This window comes from Curtobacterium sp. MCLR17_043 (assembly GCF_003224215.1).
Lineage (GTDB): Bacteria > Actinomycetota > Actinomycetes > Actinomycetales > Microbacteriaceae > Curtobacterium > Curtobacterium flaccumfaciens.
The window spans coordinates 208933-224232 of sequence record NZ_QKLH01000001.1; the positions used below are offsets into that span (position 1 = coordinate 208933).

16 protein-coding genes are annotated in these 15300 nt (G+C 71.4%); 3 read left to right on the plus strand and 13 right to left on the minus strand.

The annotated features are described in order from the left end of the window. Positions 1 to 28 precede the first annotated feature (28 nt). Positions 29 to 829: an SDR family oxidoreductase gene (locus DEJ03_RS01015; RefSeq protein ID WP_110863293.1), complete on the minus strand. Its 801-nt coding sequence runs from the start codon at positions 827 to 829 to the stop codon at positions 29 to 31. Positions 830 to 1091: 262 nt separating this feature from the next. Here DEJ03_RS01015 and DEJ03_RS01020 point away from each other — a divergent pair, with 262 nt between their 5' ends. Continuing rightward, a complete protein-coding gene (locus DEJ03_RS01020) occupies positions 1092 to 2420 on the plus strand; it encodes an ABC transporter substrate-binding protein (RefSeq protein ID WP_071404636.1) in 1329 nt (442 codons plus the stop codon). 158 nt (positions 2421 to 2578) lie between these two features. On the opposite strand, the gene rarD is transcribed toward DEJ03_RS01020, so the two are convergent. Together rarD and groES are read right to left on the minus strand one after the other, a co-directional pair. Beyond that, positions 2579 to 3541 carry an EamA family transporter RarD gene (gene rarD, locus DEJ03_RS01025; protein WP_181422565.1) on the minus strand — a complete coding sequence of 321 codons (963 nt, stop codon included), beginning with the start codon at positions 3539 to 3541 and terminating at the stop codon, positions 2579 to 2581. A gap of 163 nt (positions 3542 to 3704) precedes the next feature. Next, positions 3705 to 4001 (minus strand): co-chaperone GroES, encoded by a 297-nt coding sequence (gene groES / locus DEJ03_RS01030; protein WP_017885484.1) that lies wholly within the window; start codon positions 3999 to 4001, stop codon positions 3705 to 3707. Positions 4002 to 4161: 160 nt separating this feature from the next. Here groES and DEJ03_RS01035 point away from each other — a divergent pair, with 160 nt between their 5' ends. Then, a complete protein-coding gene (locus tag DEJ03_RS01035) occupies positions 4162 to 5364 on the plus strand; it encodes a class I SAM-dependent methyltransferase (protein ID WP_110863196.1) in 1203 nt (400 codons plus the stop codon). A 63-nt stretch (positions 5365 to 5427) separates the two neighbouring features. Here DEJ03_RS01035 and DEJ03_RS18310 read toward each other — a convergent pair whose 3' ends face one another. The 10 genes from DEJ03_RS18310 to glmS all read right to left on the minus strand — a co-directional run bounded on the left by DEJ03_RS18310 (position 5428) and on the right by glmS (position 13993). Next, positions 5428 to 6192: a DUF4190 domain-containing protein gene (locus DEJ03_RS18310; RefSeq protein WP_110863197.1), complete on the minus strand. Its 765-nt coding sequence runs from the start codon at positions 6190 to 6192 to the stop codon at positions 5428 to 5430. 86 nt (positions 6193 to 6278) lie between these two features. Continuing rightward, positions 6279 to 7334, minus strand: coding sequence for a tRNA (adenosine(37)-N6)-threonylcarbamoyltransferase complex transferase subunit TsaD (tsaD, locus tag DEJ03_RS01045; RefSeq protein ID WP_110863198.1), 1056 nt, complete (start codon positions 7332 to 7334; stop codon positions 6279 to 6281). Beyond that, positions 7321 to 7866: a ribosomal protein S18-alanine N-acetyltransferase gene (gene rimI / locus DEJ03_RS01050; protein ID WP_258370439.1), complete on the minus strand. Its 546-nt coding sequence runs from the start codon at positions 7864 to 7866 to the stop codon at positions 7321 to 7323. Before rimI ends, tsaD begins: the two co-directional genes overlap by 14 nt. Then, a complete protein-coding gene (gene tsaB, locus DEJ03_RS01055; protein WP_110863199.1) occupies positions 7863 to 8498 on the minus strand; it encodes a tRNA (adenosine(37)-N6)-threonylcarbamoyltransferase complex dimerization subunit type 1 TsaB in 636 nt (211 codons plus the stop codon). Before tsaB ends, rimI begins: the two co-directional genes overlap by 4 nt. Positions 8499 to 8517: 19 nt before the next feature. Then, the gene (locus tag DEJ03_RS01060; RefSeq protein WP_308201352.1) at positions 8518 to 8880 is read right to left on the minus strand and encodes a GNAT family N-acetyltransferase; all 363 of its coding nucleotides are present in this window, start codon (positions 8878 to 8880) and stop codon (positions 8518 to 8520) included. A 92-nt stretch (positions 8881 to 8972) separates the two neighbouring features. Then, complete coding sequence (gene tsaE / locus DEJ03_RS01065; protein ID WP_181422566.1) at positions 8973 to 9482, minus strand: tRNA (adenosine(37)-N6)-threonylcarbamoyltransferase complex ATPase subunit type 1 TsaE; 510 nt, start codon at positions 9480 to 9482, stop codon at positions 8973 to 8975. Beyond that, entirely contained in the window at positions 9479 to 10645 is a 1167-nt protein-coding gene (alr, locus tag DEJ03_RS01070) for an alanine racemase (protein WP_164941159.1), read from the minus strand. The genes tsaE and alr (DEJ03_RS01070) overlap by 4 nt, the downstream gene beginning before the upstream one ends. Next, positions 10642 to 11745 (minus strand): alanine racemase, encoded by a 1104-nt coding sequence (gene alr, locus DEJ03_RS01075; RefSeq protein ID WP_110863201.1) that lies wholly within the window; start codon positions 11743 to 11745, stop codon positions 10642 to 10644. Before alr (DEJ03_RS01075) ends, alr (DEJ03_RS01070) begins: the two co-directional genes overlap by 4 nt. Beyond that, positions 11742 to 12137 (minus strand): holo-ACP synthase, encoded by a 396-nt coding sequence (locus tag DEJ03_RS01080; protein WP_110863202.1) that lies wholly within the window; start codon positions 12135 to 12137, stop codon positions 11742 to 11744. The genes alr (DEJ03_RS01075) and DEJ03_RS01080 overlap by 4 nt, the downstream gene beginning before the upstream one ends. Before the next feature lie 8 nt (positions 12138 to 12145). Beyond that, positions 12146 to 13993 carry a glutamine--fructose-6-phosphate transaminase (isomerizing) gene (gene glmS / locus DEJ03_RS01085; RefSeq protein ID WP_110863203.1) on the minus strand — a complete coding sequence of 616 codons (1848 nt, stop codon included), beginning with the start codon at positions 13991 to 13993 and terminating at the stop codon, positions 12146 to 12148. 116 nt (positions 13994 to 14109) lie between these two features. On the opposite strand from glmS, the gene DEJ03_RS01090 reads away from it, so the two are divergent. Continuing rightward, positions 14110 to 15297: an ATP-binding protein gene (locus tag DEJ03_RS01090; RefSeq protein ID WP_110863204.1), complete on the plus strand. Its 1188-nt coding sequence runs from the start codon at positions 14110 to 14112 to the stop codon at positions 15295 to 15297. Positions 15298 to 15300: the final 3 nt, after the last annotated feature.

Here is a 15300-nt window from a genome sequence, read left to right on the forward strand (position 1 = left end):
CCTGCAGGCCGGACCGCCGGCCGAGCTCCTACGCCGAACGCCAGTCGTTCGACGTGATGTGCGAGCCGCCGTGCGGGCCCATCTGCAGCATCCCGCCGTCCACCGGCAGGGAGACCCCGGTGATGTAGGACGACGCACGCGAGGCCAGGAACGCCACGGCTGCCGCGATCTCCCACGCGTTGCCCGGACGGCCGAGCGGCACACCGGGGCGGTCGATGGTGTGCGGGTCCTCGTCCTCGGCGCCGGTCATCCGGGTGGCGATCTCGCCGGGGGCGACGGCGTTCACGGTGATGCCGTGCTCGGCGAGCTCGATCGCCATGGTCTTCAGCAGGCCGCCGAGCCCGTGCTTCGCGGCGTCGTACGCGCTGGACCCGTAGCGGGGCTGGTGCTCGTGCACGCTCGTGATGCCGATGATCCGGCCGCCGGTGCCGGCCTGCACCATGTGCTTCGCGGCGGTCTGCATCGTGACGAAGGCCCCGTCGAGGTCGGTCGACACCGTGTGGCGCCACTGGTCGAGGGTCATCTCGAGGAACGGGGCGTTGTCGCCGGTGCCGGCGTCGGCAACGAAGACGTCGACGCCGCCCAGCTGCGAGACGAGGCGGTCGACGACGGCGGCCGCGCCGGCGAGGTCGGAGACGTCGATCTGCTCGACGAAGGCCCGACGGCCGGTCTTCCGGACCTCCTCCGCGGTCTCCTCTGCACGGTCGGGTTCGGACAGGTAGGTGATGCCGACGTCCATGCCGGCTTCGGCGAGCGCGACGGCGGTCGCGCGGCCGATCCCGGATTCGGAACCGGTGACGATGGCTGTGGTGGGCTGGAAGTCGCTCATGCGGCGGAACGTACGCCGGGCCTCCCGGGCGCCCTGCCGGACCATCCGCCTGACGCAGGTCGGGTCGCCACGCCGGCACCGTCGCTGCTGCACCGATCCCTGTCCCTGCGCACAGGAACGTCACGGCTCGGTAACGAAACACCTTTGCGTACCGCCCCGTCACACGGGCGAAACACATGGACCCTACGTTTCTCGACATCCAGTGGAGGCGTCGCATTCACCCGAAGCGGCACAGCCTCCGCGCAGAGAAAGGGCTCCACGGATGATCAGAACCACCCGTGCCACCGCGGCACTGGCGTTGGCGGGCGCAGCAGCCGTCCTCCTCGCCGCGTGTTCCACCACCGGCAGTGCTTCCCCCTCGAGCTCGGCGTCGAGCGATGCGAAGAAGGATCCCGCCGCCAGCTGCAAGGCCCCGGACACCCCCGGTACGGACGCGCTGAAGATCGGCACGATCCTGCCCCTGACCGGCTCGCTGGCCTACCTCAACCCGCCGGCCGAGTCCGGTGTCGGCCTGGCCGTCAAGGACATCAACGCCGCGGGCGGCGTCCTCGACAAGGACGTCACGATCGACCCGGCGACCGACTCCGGTGACAGCAACGACATGACTGTGTCGAGCTCCGCGGCGACGAAGCTCGTCAACGCGAAGGTGCCGGTCGCGATCGGCGCCGAGTCCTCGTCGGTCACGCTGAACGTCATCGACCAGCTGACGAGCAACTGCATCGTCGAGATCTCGCCCGCGAACACCGCGACCGACCTCTCCGGCTACTCGTCGTACTACTACCGGACCGCACCGCCGGACTCGGTGCAGGGTTCCGCGCTCGGTCAGCTCGTGACCGGTGACGGCAACGCGAAGGTCGCCTTCCTGGTCTTCAACGACACGTACGGCACCGGCCTCCGCAACTCGGTGCAGGCTGCGGTCGAGGCATCGGGCGGCCAGGTCGTCTACGGCGGCAAGGGTGAGGGCCAGGAGTTCCCGCCCGGCCAGACCACGTTCTCGTCCGAGGTGACCGCGGCCCTGGCCGCAAAGCCCGACGCGATCGTCGTCCTCGCCTTCGACGAGACGAAGTCGATCATCCCGGAGCTCGTCTCGCAGGGCAACGAGGCGAAGATCTACATGTCCGACGGCAACACGGCGGACTACTCGAAGGACTTCGACAAGGGCACCCTGACCGGCGCCCAGGGCACCATCCCCGGTGCCTCGCCGAAGGACGACTTCAAGAAGCAGCTCGCTGCGTTCTACAAGGACTCGTCGGGCAAGACGCTCGCCGACTACTCGTACGCGGCGGAGTCCTACGACGCCACCGTCCTCGCCGCCCTCGCCGCGGTGAAGGGCAAGGGCACCGACTCCGGCACGATCCAGGCCAACATGGCTGCGGTGTCGGGTGCTGACGGCGGCACCGAGTGCGCCACGTTCAAGGAGTGCAAGACGCTCCTGGACGACGGTAAGGACATCCACTACACCGGCCCGTCCGGCATCGGTCCGTTCGACGAGAACAACGACCCGTCGGCCGCCTACATCGGCATCTACAAGTTCGACGGCGACAACAAGCCCGTCTACCAGAGCGCCATCCAGGGTGCGGTGAAGAAGTAGGGCTCAGCCCAGCACCGCTCGCGAAAGCGACAGGCCCCCACGGAACTTCCGTGGGGGCCTGTCGCTTTCGCGTCGGTGACCGGGATGCGCGGCAGGGCAGGGTCCGTCGCCGCAGCAGGACGGACCGACGGGCGGCCTGGAGGCCCGTGGTGCGTCCGTCAGACCGGCTCGGCCTGGGTGGGTGCGAGCGCCCGGCGACGGGACGCACGCGCGGCGGCGAACGAGTCCGCCGTCAGCACCACGAGCGCGAGCCACACGATGCCGAAGCCGAACCAGCGCCCGGCCGACATCTCCTCGTGCTGCACCAGCACCCCGACGAGCAGCTGCATCACGGGCGCCAAGTACTGGGTCAGCCCGAGCGTCGACAGGCTCACCCGGCGTGCCGACGACGCGAAGAGCAGCAGCGGCACCGCGGTCGCCGGCCCGGTCAGCACCGTGATCACCGCGTGTCCCCAGCCCTCGCTCGTGAACGTCACGCCGCCACCGATCCCGGTCACACCGAGCACCACCAGCGCCACGACCGCGATCGGCAGCAGCCACACGGTCTCGATCGTCAGGCCGCTCAGGGCGTCCACGGTGCCGCCGACCCGCTTCTTCACCAGGCCGTACAGTCCGAACGAGAACGCCAGGGCCAGCGAGATCCACGGCATCTGCCCGTAGCCGATCGCGATGACGACGACCGCCACGACGCTCAGCCCGACGGCTGCCCACTGCGCCGGACGCAGGCGTTCGCGCAGGACCACGACGCCGAGCGCGATGGTGACGAGCGGGTTGATGAAGTAGCCGAGCGCGGCCTCGACGGTGTGGCCGGTGGTCGTCGCGAGGACGTAGACGGTCCAGTTGACCAGGATCAGGACGGCGGCGAGCCCCATCACGAGCATCACACGGCGCTGGGCCATCAGGGTGCGGGTGCGGAGCCACGACCGGGTCACGGCGATCGCCACCGCGCAGAACACCAGGCCGAAGACGATCCGCCACGACACGATCTCGAACGCCGCCGCGGGGGCCATGGCTGCGAAGAGCAGCGGCATCAGCCCCCAGAGCCCGTAGGCCACGATGGCCTGCACCACGCCGACGGATGCCTCGCTGCGGACGGGTCGCGCCGGACTCGGTTCACTCACGGAACCATCCTAGGAACGACCACCGACCCGTGGGACGCGCACCGGGCCTCCAGGCGGGGTGAGCGGACTGACCAGGACCGGCGCACCCGGGTGACCGGCCCCGGACGCACGAACGCCCCGTCGGCCCGAAGGCCGGACGGGGCGTCCGTGGTGAGTACTCGACTCAGTGAACGATGACCGCGAGGACATCGCGGGCCGACAGGACCAGCAGGTCCTCGCCCGAGTACTTGACCTCGGTTCCGCCGTACTTGGAGTAGATGACCTTGTCACCCACGGCGACGTCGAGCGGGACGCGGTTGCCGTTGTCGTCGATGCGACCCGGACCCACGGCGACGACCTCGCCCTCCTGGGGCTTCTCCTTCGCGGTGTCGGGGATGACCAGACCGGAAGCGGTGGTCTGCTCCGCCTCGACCTGGCGGATGACGATGCGATCCTCGAGCGGCTTGATGCTGACGGCCACGGTGACCTCTTCTTTCTCGGTACGGACTCGGTACAGATGAAAACCGGGTTGGCACTTCGCACAGGAGAGTGCCAACGCCAACTCTAGGGGGCCTCTGGCACTCGGTCAATCCGAGTGCCAGCACATCCGGAGAACACGCAGCACCTGCGAGGATCGACGCATGGACGCCGCCGAACTCACCGCACTGCTGACCCCCGACGGGATGGCCCTGCTCGACCGTACCCCGGGCGTCTCCGACGGCGGCGAGATCGTCCGTGTGGTGTCCCGGCTGCGCGCCGAGGGCCACGATCCCCGGTTGGTCGCCGCGGTGCTGACCCAGGCGAAGCTGCGGCTGAAGGCCCGCGGCAAGTTCGGCGACTTCGCCTCCCGCATGCTCTTCACCGAGGCCGGGCTCGAGCAGGCCACCCGGCTGCAGGTCGCGGCCCAGCACGCCGGACGCTTCGCGGCGGCCGGCCTGACCCGGGTCGCCGACCTCGGCTGCGGCATCGGCGGGGACGCCATGGCGATGGCGGCGCTCGACCTCGACGTCACCGCCGTCGACCGTGACGAGGTGACGGCGGCCGTCGCGACCCACAACCTCGCGGTGTGGCCGAATGCGCGGGTGGAGCTCGGCGATGCCGCGTCCTTCGACCTGTCCGCGGTGGACGGCGTGTGGATGGACCCCGCACGCCGCACCTCCGGCCACTCGGACACCCGCCGCCTCGCCGACCCCGACGACTGGTCCCCCTCGCTCGACACCGTGTTCGCCGCGGCGACGACGACGCCGACCGGTGTGAAGCTCGGACCGGGCATCGACCGCGACCTGATCCCGGACACGGCCGAGGCGCAGTGGACCTCCGTCGACCGCGAGGTCGTGGAGCTCGCCCTGTGGTTCGGCCCCCTCGCCCGCCCCGGGATCCGCCGCGCTGCCACCGTCATCGGCGCGCACGGCATCGCCGAGATGACCGGAGCGGCCGACGCCGACGACGCCGAGGTCGGACCGCTCGCTGCCTACCTGTACGAGCCCGACGGCGCCGTGATCCGCGCACGGCTGATCGGCGACCTGGCACGGGGCCTCGACGGGCACATGCTGTCCGAGGGCATCGCCTACGTCACGTCCGACCGCGCCGTCACGACCCCCTTCGCGCAGGGCTTCCGGGTGCTCGACACGATGCCGCTCGACGTCAAGCGACTGGCCGCACGGCTCGCCGCCGATGGCATCGGCACCGTCGAGATCAAGAAGCGCGGCGTCGACGTCGACCCGGCGCAGTTCCGCAAGCGGCTGCGGTTGCGCGGTTCGGGTCGCGTCACGCTCGTGCTCACCCGCCTGGAGGGACGCCACACGGCGATCCTGTGCGAGCGGCTCACCGACACGGTCGGCTGACGGCCGGGGGCCGCGTGCGGTGCTGCGTGCGCGTCGGCGGCAGCGTCCGCGTCAGCGGCTGCGTCAGCTGACGAAGGCGCCGGAGTTCGAGCTGTAGTCGGAGTAGTCCGAGTAGTCCGACGCGTTCGCGATCGAGATCCACACCAGGGCGACGATCAGGATGAACAGGCCCGTCAGGATCCAGCCACCGATGATGCCGGCGAGCGCCAGGCCGCGGCCACCCTCGCCGGTCTGCTTGATCTTGCCGAGGGCGATGTGGCCCATGATCGCGCCGGCCGGGCTCGTCAGGATGATGATCGGCCAGATGATGATGCCGCCGAACGCGAAGACGATCGACAGGATCGACAGGACGTTCGTCTTCGGGCGCTGCGCGTAGGGCTGGTACGTGTACGGGTTCGACGCGTAGGGCTGCTGCTGCTGCGCGTACGGGTTCTGCTGCTGGCCGTACGGGTTCTGCGGGGCGCCGTACGCGTTCTGCTGCTGCTGCGGAGCCGCGTACGGGTTCTGCTGCTGCGGCTGCCCGTACGGGTTCGACGAGGCCTGCGGTGCCGCGTAGGGGTTCTGCTGCTGCCCGTACGCGTTCTGCTGCTGCGGCTGACCGTACGGGTTCTGCGGCTGCTGCGGAACACCGTACGGGTTCTGCTGCTGCGGGGCCGCGTGCGGGTCTTGCTGCTGGCCGTACGGGTTCTGGGGCGCTTCCGGGGCCGACGGCGCCTGCGGTGCGTCAGGAGCCTGCGGGGCGTCCGGGGCGGGCGTGCCGTCGGGCTGTCCGTTCGCCGGGCCGTTCGGCGTCTCGCCCGGCTTCGGCCACTCGTTCTGATCGGACACCGTCCACCCCTCTCGGGCGTCCGGTCTCTCCGACGCCCGTGTGAATCCTCCCACAGGCTCCCGAAGAAGGACCGGGGCCGAACTGGTCAGACGTGGACGGTCGTCACCGGCAGGGTCGAGTCCGCCGCGATGCCGAGGTCGCTCGGCGCGTGCCCCTCGGCCACGAGTCGGGCGCCGACGGCGGCGATCATCGCGCCGTTGTCCGTGCACAGGTCGAACGGTGGGATCCGGAGCCGCACGCCCGCGGCCGCGCAGCGCTCCTCGGCGACCTGTCGCAGTCGGGCGTTCGCGACGACCCCGCCACCGAGCAGCAGCCGGTCGACGCCGGTGTCGCGGCACGCGTTCAGGGCCTTGGTCAGCAGGACGTCGACGACGGCTTCGCGGAAGCTCGCGGCGACGTCGGCCACCGGCACCTCGCGGCCCTCGTCGCGGCAGCGCTCGACCCACCGTGCGACGGCGGTCTTGAGCCCTGAGAACGAGAAGTCGTACCGGTGCGCGGCCATGTCCTTCGGCAGCGTCAGTCCCCGGGGGAACCGGATCGCCGTCGGATCGCCATCGGCCGCCGCACGGTCGATCTGCGGGCCGCCGGGGTAGGGCAGGCCGAGCAGCCGCGCGACCTTGTCGAACGCCTCGCCCGCCGCGTCGTCGATCGTCTCGCCGAGCAGTTCGACGTCGCCGACCAGGTCCCGCACCAGCAGCAGTGACGTGTGGCCACCGGAGACCAGCAGCGCGATCGTCGGCAGCTCGATCTCGCTGCCGTCCTCGCGCAGCACGTCGGCGCCGACGTGCCCGACCAGGTGGTTCACGCCGTACAGGGGCTTGCCGGTGGCCACGGCGAGCGCCTTCGCGGCTCCCACCCCGACCATGAGCGCCCCCGCCAGGCCCGGCCCGGCGGTCACCGCGACGGCGTCGAGTTCGTCGAGGGTGACGCCGGCACGCTCGAGCGCCTCGTGCAGCGTCGGCGTCATCGCCTCCAGGTGGGCCCGTGCGGCGACCTCGGGCACGACCCCGCCGTAGCGCGCGTGCTCGTCCATGCTCGAGGCGATCACGTTCGCCAGCAGGGTGCTCCCCCGCACGATGCCGACGCCCGTCTCGTCGCAGCTCGTCTCGATGCCGAGCACCAGTGGTTCAGTCGCGCTCACCGAGGGCCTCCTGTCCGATGGGTCCGACGACGGACGACCGCTCGGCGTCCGGGCCGGGCAGGTCCGCCCGCATCACCCACGCGTCGACGCCGTCCGGTTGGTAGTAGCGCGGCCGGGTCGCGATGTGCTCGAACCCGAACGCCGTGTACATCGCCTGCGCCACGGGGTTGTCCGCGCGCACCTCGAGGAACACCTCGCGCACCCCGCGGCGCCGGGCCTCGTCGAGCAGTTCCGTGAACAGGACCCGCCCGAGCCCCTTGCCGCGCTGGTCCGCGGCGACGGCGATGGTCTGCACGTCGGCGACCGGGTTGCCCGCGAGCGACGAGAGCCCGGCGTACCCGACGACCAGCGGCGCGGACGTGTCGTCGGCCGTCTCGATCACGACGTAGTACCCGTGCGGTGAGTACAGCTCGCCGGACATCTGCGACGCCGACCAGGCGTCCGTCGGGAACGAGACGTGCTCGAGCCACATGATGTCGTCGAGGTCCTGCGGGTGTGCTCGCCGCAGGCGGAGCCCGTCCGGCAGGGTCACTGCTTCACCCGCTTGGGCGCACCCGGCACCGTGACGTCGGGCTCACGCAGGTACAGGGGCGTGTCCTGGTCGAACGCCGCACCGGACGCGAGCCGGTCCGCGGCGAGCGAGCCGAGCCTCCAGGCCGGGATGGACGCGACCGTCACACGGTCCCAGCCCACCGCTGCGGGCCGGGAGGCGCGGATCGCGTCGTCGAGATCGGCGGGCTTGGCGAGTCCGGGGCCGGCCACGCGGACGCCGTCGGCGTCGTAGGCGCTCCAGTAGACCTCGCGGCGGCGGGCGTCCGTGAGGACGACGAACGGACCGGCGATCCCCGAGTCGCGCTGGTCGAGGGCCACGGCGTCGTGGCTGACGAGGGGCAGGACGGGGACGCCGCGAGCGGCGGCGAAGGTGCGGGCGGCGGCGATGCCGACGCGCAGGCCGGTGAAGGGGCCCGGGCCCATGCCGGCGACGATGCCGGTGACGTCGGCGCCGGTGATGCCGGCCTCGGCGAGGGCCTCGGCGAGGAACGGGCCGATCACCTCGGCATGCCGGCGGCTGTCCTCGGTGTCGCGGGTCGCGAGGGCCTGGCCGGTGGCCGGGTCGACGACGGCGACGGAGGTCCCGGCGGAGGTGTCGATCGCGAGCAGCACCCGTCCATCGTAGGCGCGGTCAGCGCACCGGCAGCCCGCGGGACCACGCGACCTCGTGGTCCAACTGCCCGGTCCGACGGAACAGGCGGACCTGGTGGGTGTCCGGCAGCGCGGCGGCCAGCGCCTGTCGGTCGGCGGGCGTGAAGCCGAGCGACTGCCAGAACGGACCGGAGCGACGCGAGAACAGCCACGCACGCTCGGCACCGGCCTCGGTCGCCCGCTCGATCGCGAACCGCGCGAGGCGCGTGCCGGCCCCGGAGCCGCGGTGCTGCGGGCCGACGGCCACGCTCCGGATCAGCACGTGCAGGCCGTCAGCGCTCGCCTCGAACCCGGTGCTGCCGACCACCCTGCCGGCGTCGTCGCGGTCGATCCAGAGCCGCACCGCCGGCTCGTCGAGCCCGGCGAGGGTCAGATCCGCCCCGACGAGGAACGCGCGGATCGCCTCGACGTCGTCCGCGTCGACGGGCTGCAGGGTCAGAGGGCCACGCCTTCCCAGCGCGGGCCGGTCGCGGTGACGACGACACGGCGGGGCTCGTCGGGGACGTCGTCCGGGTCCGTGTCGTGAGCGGCTGCGTCGTCGGCGCCGGTGGCACGGGTGATCTCGACGTCGAGCACGCTGTCGCTGATGCCGTCGACCATGCCGCGGCCCCACTCGACGACGACGATCGCGGCGTCCCAGTCGAGGTCGAGGTCGTCGAGCTCGACCGGGTCGGACAGGCGGTAGGCGTCGACGTGCACCAGGTCGGGGCCGGCGGTCGTCGGGTGCGTCCGGGCGAGGACGAAGGTCGGGCTGGACACCTGGCCGCGCGCGCCGAGTGCGGCGCCGAGCCCGCGCGTCAGGGTCGTCTTGCCGGCACCGAGCGGCCCGGTCAGCACGACGAGGTCCCCCGCGCGCAGCACCGCGGCCAACCGGGCCCCGAGCTCCCCCATCGCCTCGGTGCCGTCGACGGTGGTGTCGAGCAGGACGTGCGGCAACTCGGTCACGGCCGCTCGCCCCGCAGGTACTCCCCGACCCGTCCCTCGATGTCGTGGCCCTCGTAGAACCGGGGCACACGACTGCCGATGCGGCAGACGATCTCTTCACCGATGGTCTCGAGCGCTGCGCCCCACTCGAGCACGGTCATCTCGTCGTGCTCGCCGGTGCCGAACAGCACGACGGTGTCGCCGGTCTGCACGTCGTCCTCGCCGACGTCCACCAGGAACTGGTCCATCGCGACGCGGCCGGCGATCGGGTAGCGCTTGCCACCGATCGCGACCTCGATGCGTCCCTGCGCCAGACGCGGGACCCCGTCGGCGTACCCGACGGGCACGAGCGCCAGGGTCGTCTCGGTCGCGGTGCGGTACGTGTAGTCGTAGGAGACGCCGGTGTCGACGGGGACGCGCTTCGTCTTCGCGACCGACGCGGTCAGGGTCATCACCGGCTCGAGCCCGAGGTCGGCCGCCGAGACGCCGTCGGCTCCGGGGATGCCGAACAGGTTCGCACCCATCCGGACCATGTCCTTGCGGAACTCCTTGCGCTCCAGCCCCGCGAGCGACGCGGCGACGTGCTCCATCGGGACGTCGAGCCCCAGGTCCTCGGCGATCTCGATCGCGGCGTCGAACACGGCGACCGCGGCGCTGTCCTCGTGGTCGGACGCCTCGGCCAGGTGCGTGTACGCGGCGACGACCTCGATGCGGCCGTTCCGCTGGGCGTCCCGGGCGAGCTCGACGAGCGCCGGCCAGTCCGCCGGAGTCGCGCCGTCGCGGTGCAGGCCCGAGTCGACGCCGAGGTGCACCCGGGCCGGTCGCTGGTCGACGGCGTCGATGATGCGCTGCAGCTCGGCGACGTTCGAGACGCCGAGGTCGACGGCCGAGTCGATGGCGTCACGGAAGTCCAGGTCGGGGTCGTGCTGCCAGGTGAACAGGTGGACGTCCTCGCCGACGCCGATCGAGCGCAGCCGCAGGGCCGCGGGCACCGTCAGCACGCCGATCCAGCGGATGCCGGCGTCGACGGCGGCGAGCGCGATCGGCTCGAGGCCGTGCCCGTACGCGTCGGCCTTCATGATCGCCATCACGGCGACCGGGTCCATCCACTCACGGACACGGTCGAGGTTGGCACGGTAGGCGTCGAGGTCGATGCGCGCCTGACGCAGCGGTGCGGAGCTCACGTCGTCCTCCGTTCCACGCTGCGGCCGATCCGGGCGACCACCTCGTAGTTGATCGTGCCGACGGCGTCGGCCCAGTCCTCGACGGCGGGGTCGCCGTTCGCGGGGTCGCCCCACAGCACCGCCTCGTCGCCGACCTGCACGTCGGCGTCGCCGATGTCGACGTGCATGGCGTTCATCGCGACGCGTCCGACCACCGGGAACGTCCGGTCTCCGATCCGCACCGAGACCCGGTTGCCGAAGTCGCGGTCGAGGCCGTCCGCGTAGCCGAGGCCGATCACGGCGAGACGGGTGTCCGTCTCGGCGCGCCAGGTGTAGCCGTAGGAGACACCGTCGCCCGCAGCGACCGGCACGGTGCGGAGCACGGCGGCGGTGACCCGCATCGCCGGGCGCAGCCCCAGGTCGGCCGAGGTGCGACCGTCGAAGGGGCTCAGCCCGTACAGGGCGAGCCCGACGCGGGACAGGTCGTGGCGGGTCTCCGGCACGGCGATGCTCGCGGCACTCGCGGCGAGGTGCACCACGTCCGGCACGATGCCGTTCGCGGCGAGGCCGTCCAGCGCCCGCTGCAGTGCGGCGTCCTGGTCGAGGTCGTCGGTGCGCGACGCGTTCGACAGGTGGGACATGAGCCCCTCGACCCGGGTGCGGTTGCCGCCGCGGGCCAGGGCGCCGGCGGTCGCGAAGAGCTCGGCCCACTCGGACTCGACCGCACCGTTGCGGCTGAGGCCGGTGTCGACGCACAGGTGCACGGCGCGGACGTCGGAGTCGGCTGCTGCGGAGAGCTGCTCGACGCTCGACACCGCGGGCGTGACGTCGAACTGCGCGGCGCGACGGAAGTCCTCGTCGGGGGCGTGCAGCCACGCGAGGATCCGGACCCCCTCGTCGATGCCACCCTGACGGAGCGCGACGGCCTCGTCGATGTCGGCGACCCCGAGCCACTCGGCACCGGCATCCACGAAGGCCTGCGCGGCGTCGAGTGCTCCGTGGCCGTAGGCGTTCGCCTTGACCACCGCGATGACCCCGGCCGGTGCGACCCGGTCGGCGATCGTCGCGTAGTTCTCGATCAGGGCCCCACGGTCGACCGTGATCCCGGTGAACGCACTCACTGAACCGTCCCCTCCAGGACCACGTCTGTTCCTTCCAGGACCACGAACGCGGTCGCGATCCCTCCATCATGCGAGAGCGACAGGTGCACGCTCGTCACGCCACGCGCGTCCGCCACCTGCCGGGCCCCCTGGTGCAGGGTGAGCGACGGGTTCCGCTGGTCGTCGGACACGACCTCGAGGTCCTGCCAGCTGAGGCCGGCACTCGAGCCAAAGGCCTTGATCAGGGCTTCCTTGGCCGCGAACCGCGCAGCGAGGGACGCGATCGGCCGGGGTTCGCCGTCACGGACCTGCTCGGACGGCGTGAACAGGCGCGCCCGCATCGCCGGTGTGCGCTCCAGCACCCGTTCGAACCGCTCCAGGTCGACCACGTCGACCCCGATCCCGATGATCACCGTCGCGACTACTCGACGGTGACCGACTTCGCGAGGTTGCGTGGCTGGTCGACGTCGAGGCCCTTGGCCGCGGCGAGCTCCATGCCGAACATGTGCAGCGGTGCCACGGCGAGCAGCGGCTCGAACAGCGGGGTCGCCAGCGGGATCCGCAGGACCTCGTCGGCGAACGGCAGCACCGCGGCGTCGCCCTCTTCGGCGATCGCGATCACCCGGGCACCGCGTGCGCGGATCTCCTGGATGTTCGAGACGACCTTCGGGTGCAGCGATCGGGGGTCGCGCGGCGAGGGCACGATGACGAAGACGATCTGGCCCGGCTCGATCAGGGCGATCGGGCCGTGCTTGAGCTCACCGGCGGCGAAGCCCTCGGCGTGGATGTACGCGAGCTCCTTGAGCTTGAGGGCTCCCTCGAGCGCGATCGGGTAGCCGACGTGGCGACCGAGGAACAGCACGCTCCGGGTGTCCGCCATCCAGCGGGCCAGGTCCTTGATGCCGGCGGCGTCCTCGATGGTCTGCTGCAGCTTCGGCGCGAGGCCCTCGAGCTCGGCGACCTGCTCGGCGATCTGCTCGGCGGTGAGCGTGCCGCGCAGCGTCGCCAGGTGCAGCCCGAGCAGGTAGAGCGCGACGCCCTGGGCGATGAAGGCCTTGGTCGACGCGACGGCGACCTCGGGTCCGGCGTGCGTGTAGATCACGGCGTCGGACTCACGCGGGATCGTGGCGCCCTGGGTGTTGCAGATCGACAGGACCTGCGCGCCCTGCTCGCGGGCGTACTTGACGGCCATGAGCGTGTCCATGGTCTCGCCGGACTGGCTGATCGAGACGACCAGGGTGCGCTCGTTCAGCACCGGGTCGCGGTAGCGGAACTCGTGCGCGAGCTCGACCTCGACCGGGATGCGGGCCCACTGCTCGATGGCGTACTTGCCGAGGATGCCGGCGTAGGCGGCGGTACCGCAGGCGATCACGATGACGCGGTCGACGGTCGCCAGGCGCTCGGCGATCGGGTCGAGGTCGGTCAGCGTGACGGCGCCGTCGTGGACGCGACCGAGGATCGTCTTCGCGACGGCCTCGGGCTCCTCGCTGATCTCCTTCGCCATGAACGAGCTCCAGCCGCCCTTGTCGGCGGCGGAGGCGTCCCAGTTGACCTCGAACTCGGTCGGCGTGGCCGGGGTGCCGTCGAAGTGGATGACGTCCACGCCGTCGGGGCGGATCGTGGCGATCTCGTCCTGCCCGATCGACAGCGCGCGCTGCGTGTAGGCGACGAACGCGGCGACGTCCGAGCCCATGAAGTTCTCACCGTCGCCGAGCCCGACCACCAGGGGCGAGTTGCGACGGGCACCGACGACGACGCCGGGCTGGTCGGCGTGCACGACGAGGAGCGTGAAGGCCCCTTCGAGCCGCTGCACGGCCTGCTGCATGGCGGCGGTCAGGTCACCGGTGTCGCGGAAGGCGCGTCCGACCAGGTGCGCGGCGACCTCGGAGTCGGTCTCGCTGCGGAACTCGATGCCCTCGGCCTGCAGTTCGGCGCGGAGCTCGGAGAAGTTCTCGATGATGCCGTTGTGGATGAGGGCGAGCTTGTCGCCGTCGGCCAGGTGCGGGTGGGCGTTGCCGTCGGTCGGGCCACCGTGGGTCGCCCAGCGGGTGTGCCCGATGCCCGTCGTGCCGTCCGGGATCGGCGACGACTCGAGCTCGTCGACCAGGGCCTGGAGCTTGCCGGCCTTCTTGGCCGACACGAGGTCTCCGGCTGGGTCGACGACGGCGATGCCCGCCGAGTCGTAGCCGCGGTACTCGAGGCGACGGAGGCCACCGAGGAGGACGTCCTGGCTGCTGTTGCTGCCGACGTAGCCGACGATTCCACACATGGAAGCGATCCTACGGTCTGCCTGGACGCCGACCCTGCGAAGCGACCGATGGGAACGAGTCGAGCACAATCGGGAGCATTCTACGAGATGCGCTAGACAAGCGTAGAATCTGCTCGATGCACGCCGCCTTGAACCCGTACTCGCCCGGCGCCGGCCTGCGCCCCCCGGAGCTGGTCGGTCGTGACACCGAGATCGATGCGTTCGACCTCGTCGTGGCACGGTCACGGCGCGCGCTCGGAACGCGCAGCATGATCCTCCACGGGCTGCGTGGGGTCGGGAAGACCGTCCTCCTGAACCAGTTCCGCATGCAGGCTGACGCCGCGGAGTGGTTGGTCGTTGACGTCGAAGGACAGACGAGCGTGTCCGGCCGCGAGGGTGCTCGACGGAGGCTCGCGCGAGAGATCGCGCTGGCAGCACGTCGCCTCGCCCGCGGCCGCTCGGTCAGCGCAGCCGTGCAGCGCGCGCTCGGCACCGTCACGTCGTTCGGTGTGCACTTCGGGAACATCGGCTTCGACCTGGGGTTCTCCGCCGTTGAGGGTCGCGCGGACTCCGGCGTCATAGAGATCGACCTCGAGGAACTCGTCGAGGACCTCGCCCCCGCGCTACGGGAGCAGAACCGGGCGCTCGCACTCTTCATCGACGAGGTCCAGGACCTCGACCTCGAGTTGCTCTCCGCGCTGTTGTCCGTCCAGCACCGGGCCGGACAACGGGGCTGGCCGTTCGTGATGGTCGGGGCCGGTCTGCCGAACGTACCGGGCAAGCTCACGGCGGCCCGGTCCTACGCCGAGCGCCTCTTCGACTACCGAGAGATCGGGTCGCTCCCGTCGGGAGCAGCCGCTGACGCGCTCACGGTTCCGGCCGCCCGCTCCGGGGTGGTTTTCGACGCCGCCGCGCTCGATCTCCTCATCGATGCCTCGGGCGGGTACCCGTACTACCTCCAGACCTACGGGGCGGCGGCGTGGGACCTCGCGGCCGACCGACGGATCACCCGCGATGACGCAGCAGCTGCCGTCGACCGCGGCAACGCAGAACTCGACAGCGGTTTCTTCCCGGCCCGCTGGGACCGTGCCACACCCGCGGAGCGGCAGTACCTCGTGGCGATGTCGGACGACCCGGCCGGCGTCTCCGGGACCGCCGTCGTGGCATCGCGCCTCGGTGCGGAACCGAAGGGGACCAGCCCGGCACGACAGGGACTGATCGAGAAGGGCATCATCTACGCGCCCGAGCGCGGCAAGGTGGCGTTCACGGTGCCGAACATGGGCGAGTTCGTCCGCCGTCAGGCCGATCTCGACATCGTGGACTAGCGT

Excerpts from the sequence above, each read along its gene's own strand:
- DEJ03_RS01015 (WP_110863293.1), bottom strand. The coding sequence starts at position 829 with ATGAGCGACTTCCAGCCCACCACAGCCATCGTCACCGGTTCCGAATCC.
- DEJ03_RS01020 (WP_071404636.1), top strand. The coding sequence starts at position 1,092 with ATGATCAGAACCACCCGTGCCACCGCGGCACTGGCGTTGGCGGGCGCA.
- DEJ03_RS01035 (WP_110863196.1), top strand. The coding sequence starts at position 4,162 with ATGGACGCCGCCGAACTCACCGCACTGCTGACCCCCGACGGGATGGCC.
- glmS (WP_110863203.1), bottom strand. The coding sequence starts at position 13,993 with ATGTGTGGAATCGTCGGCTACGTCGGCAGCAACAGCAGCCAGGACGTC.
- DEJ03_RS01090 (WP_110863204.1), top strand. The coding sequence starts at position 14,110 with ATGCACGCCGCCTTGAACCCGTACTCGCCCGGCGCCGGCCTGCGCCCC.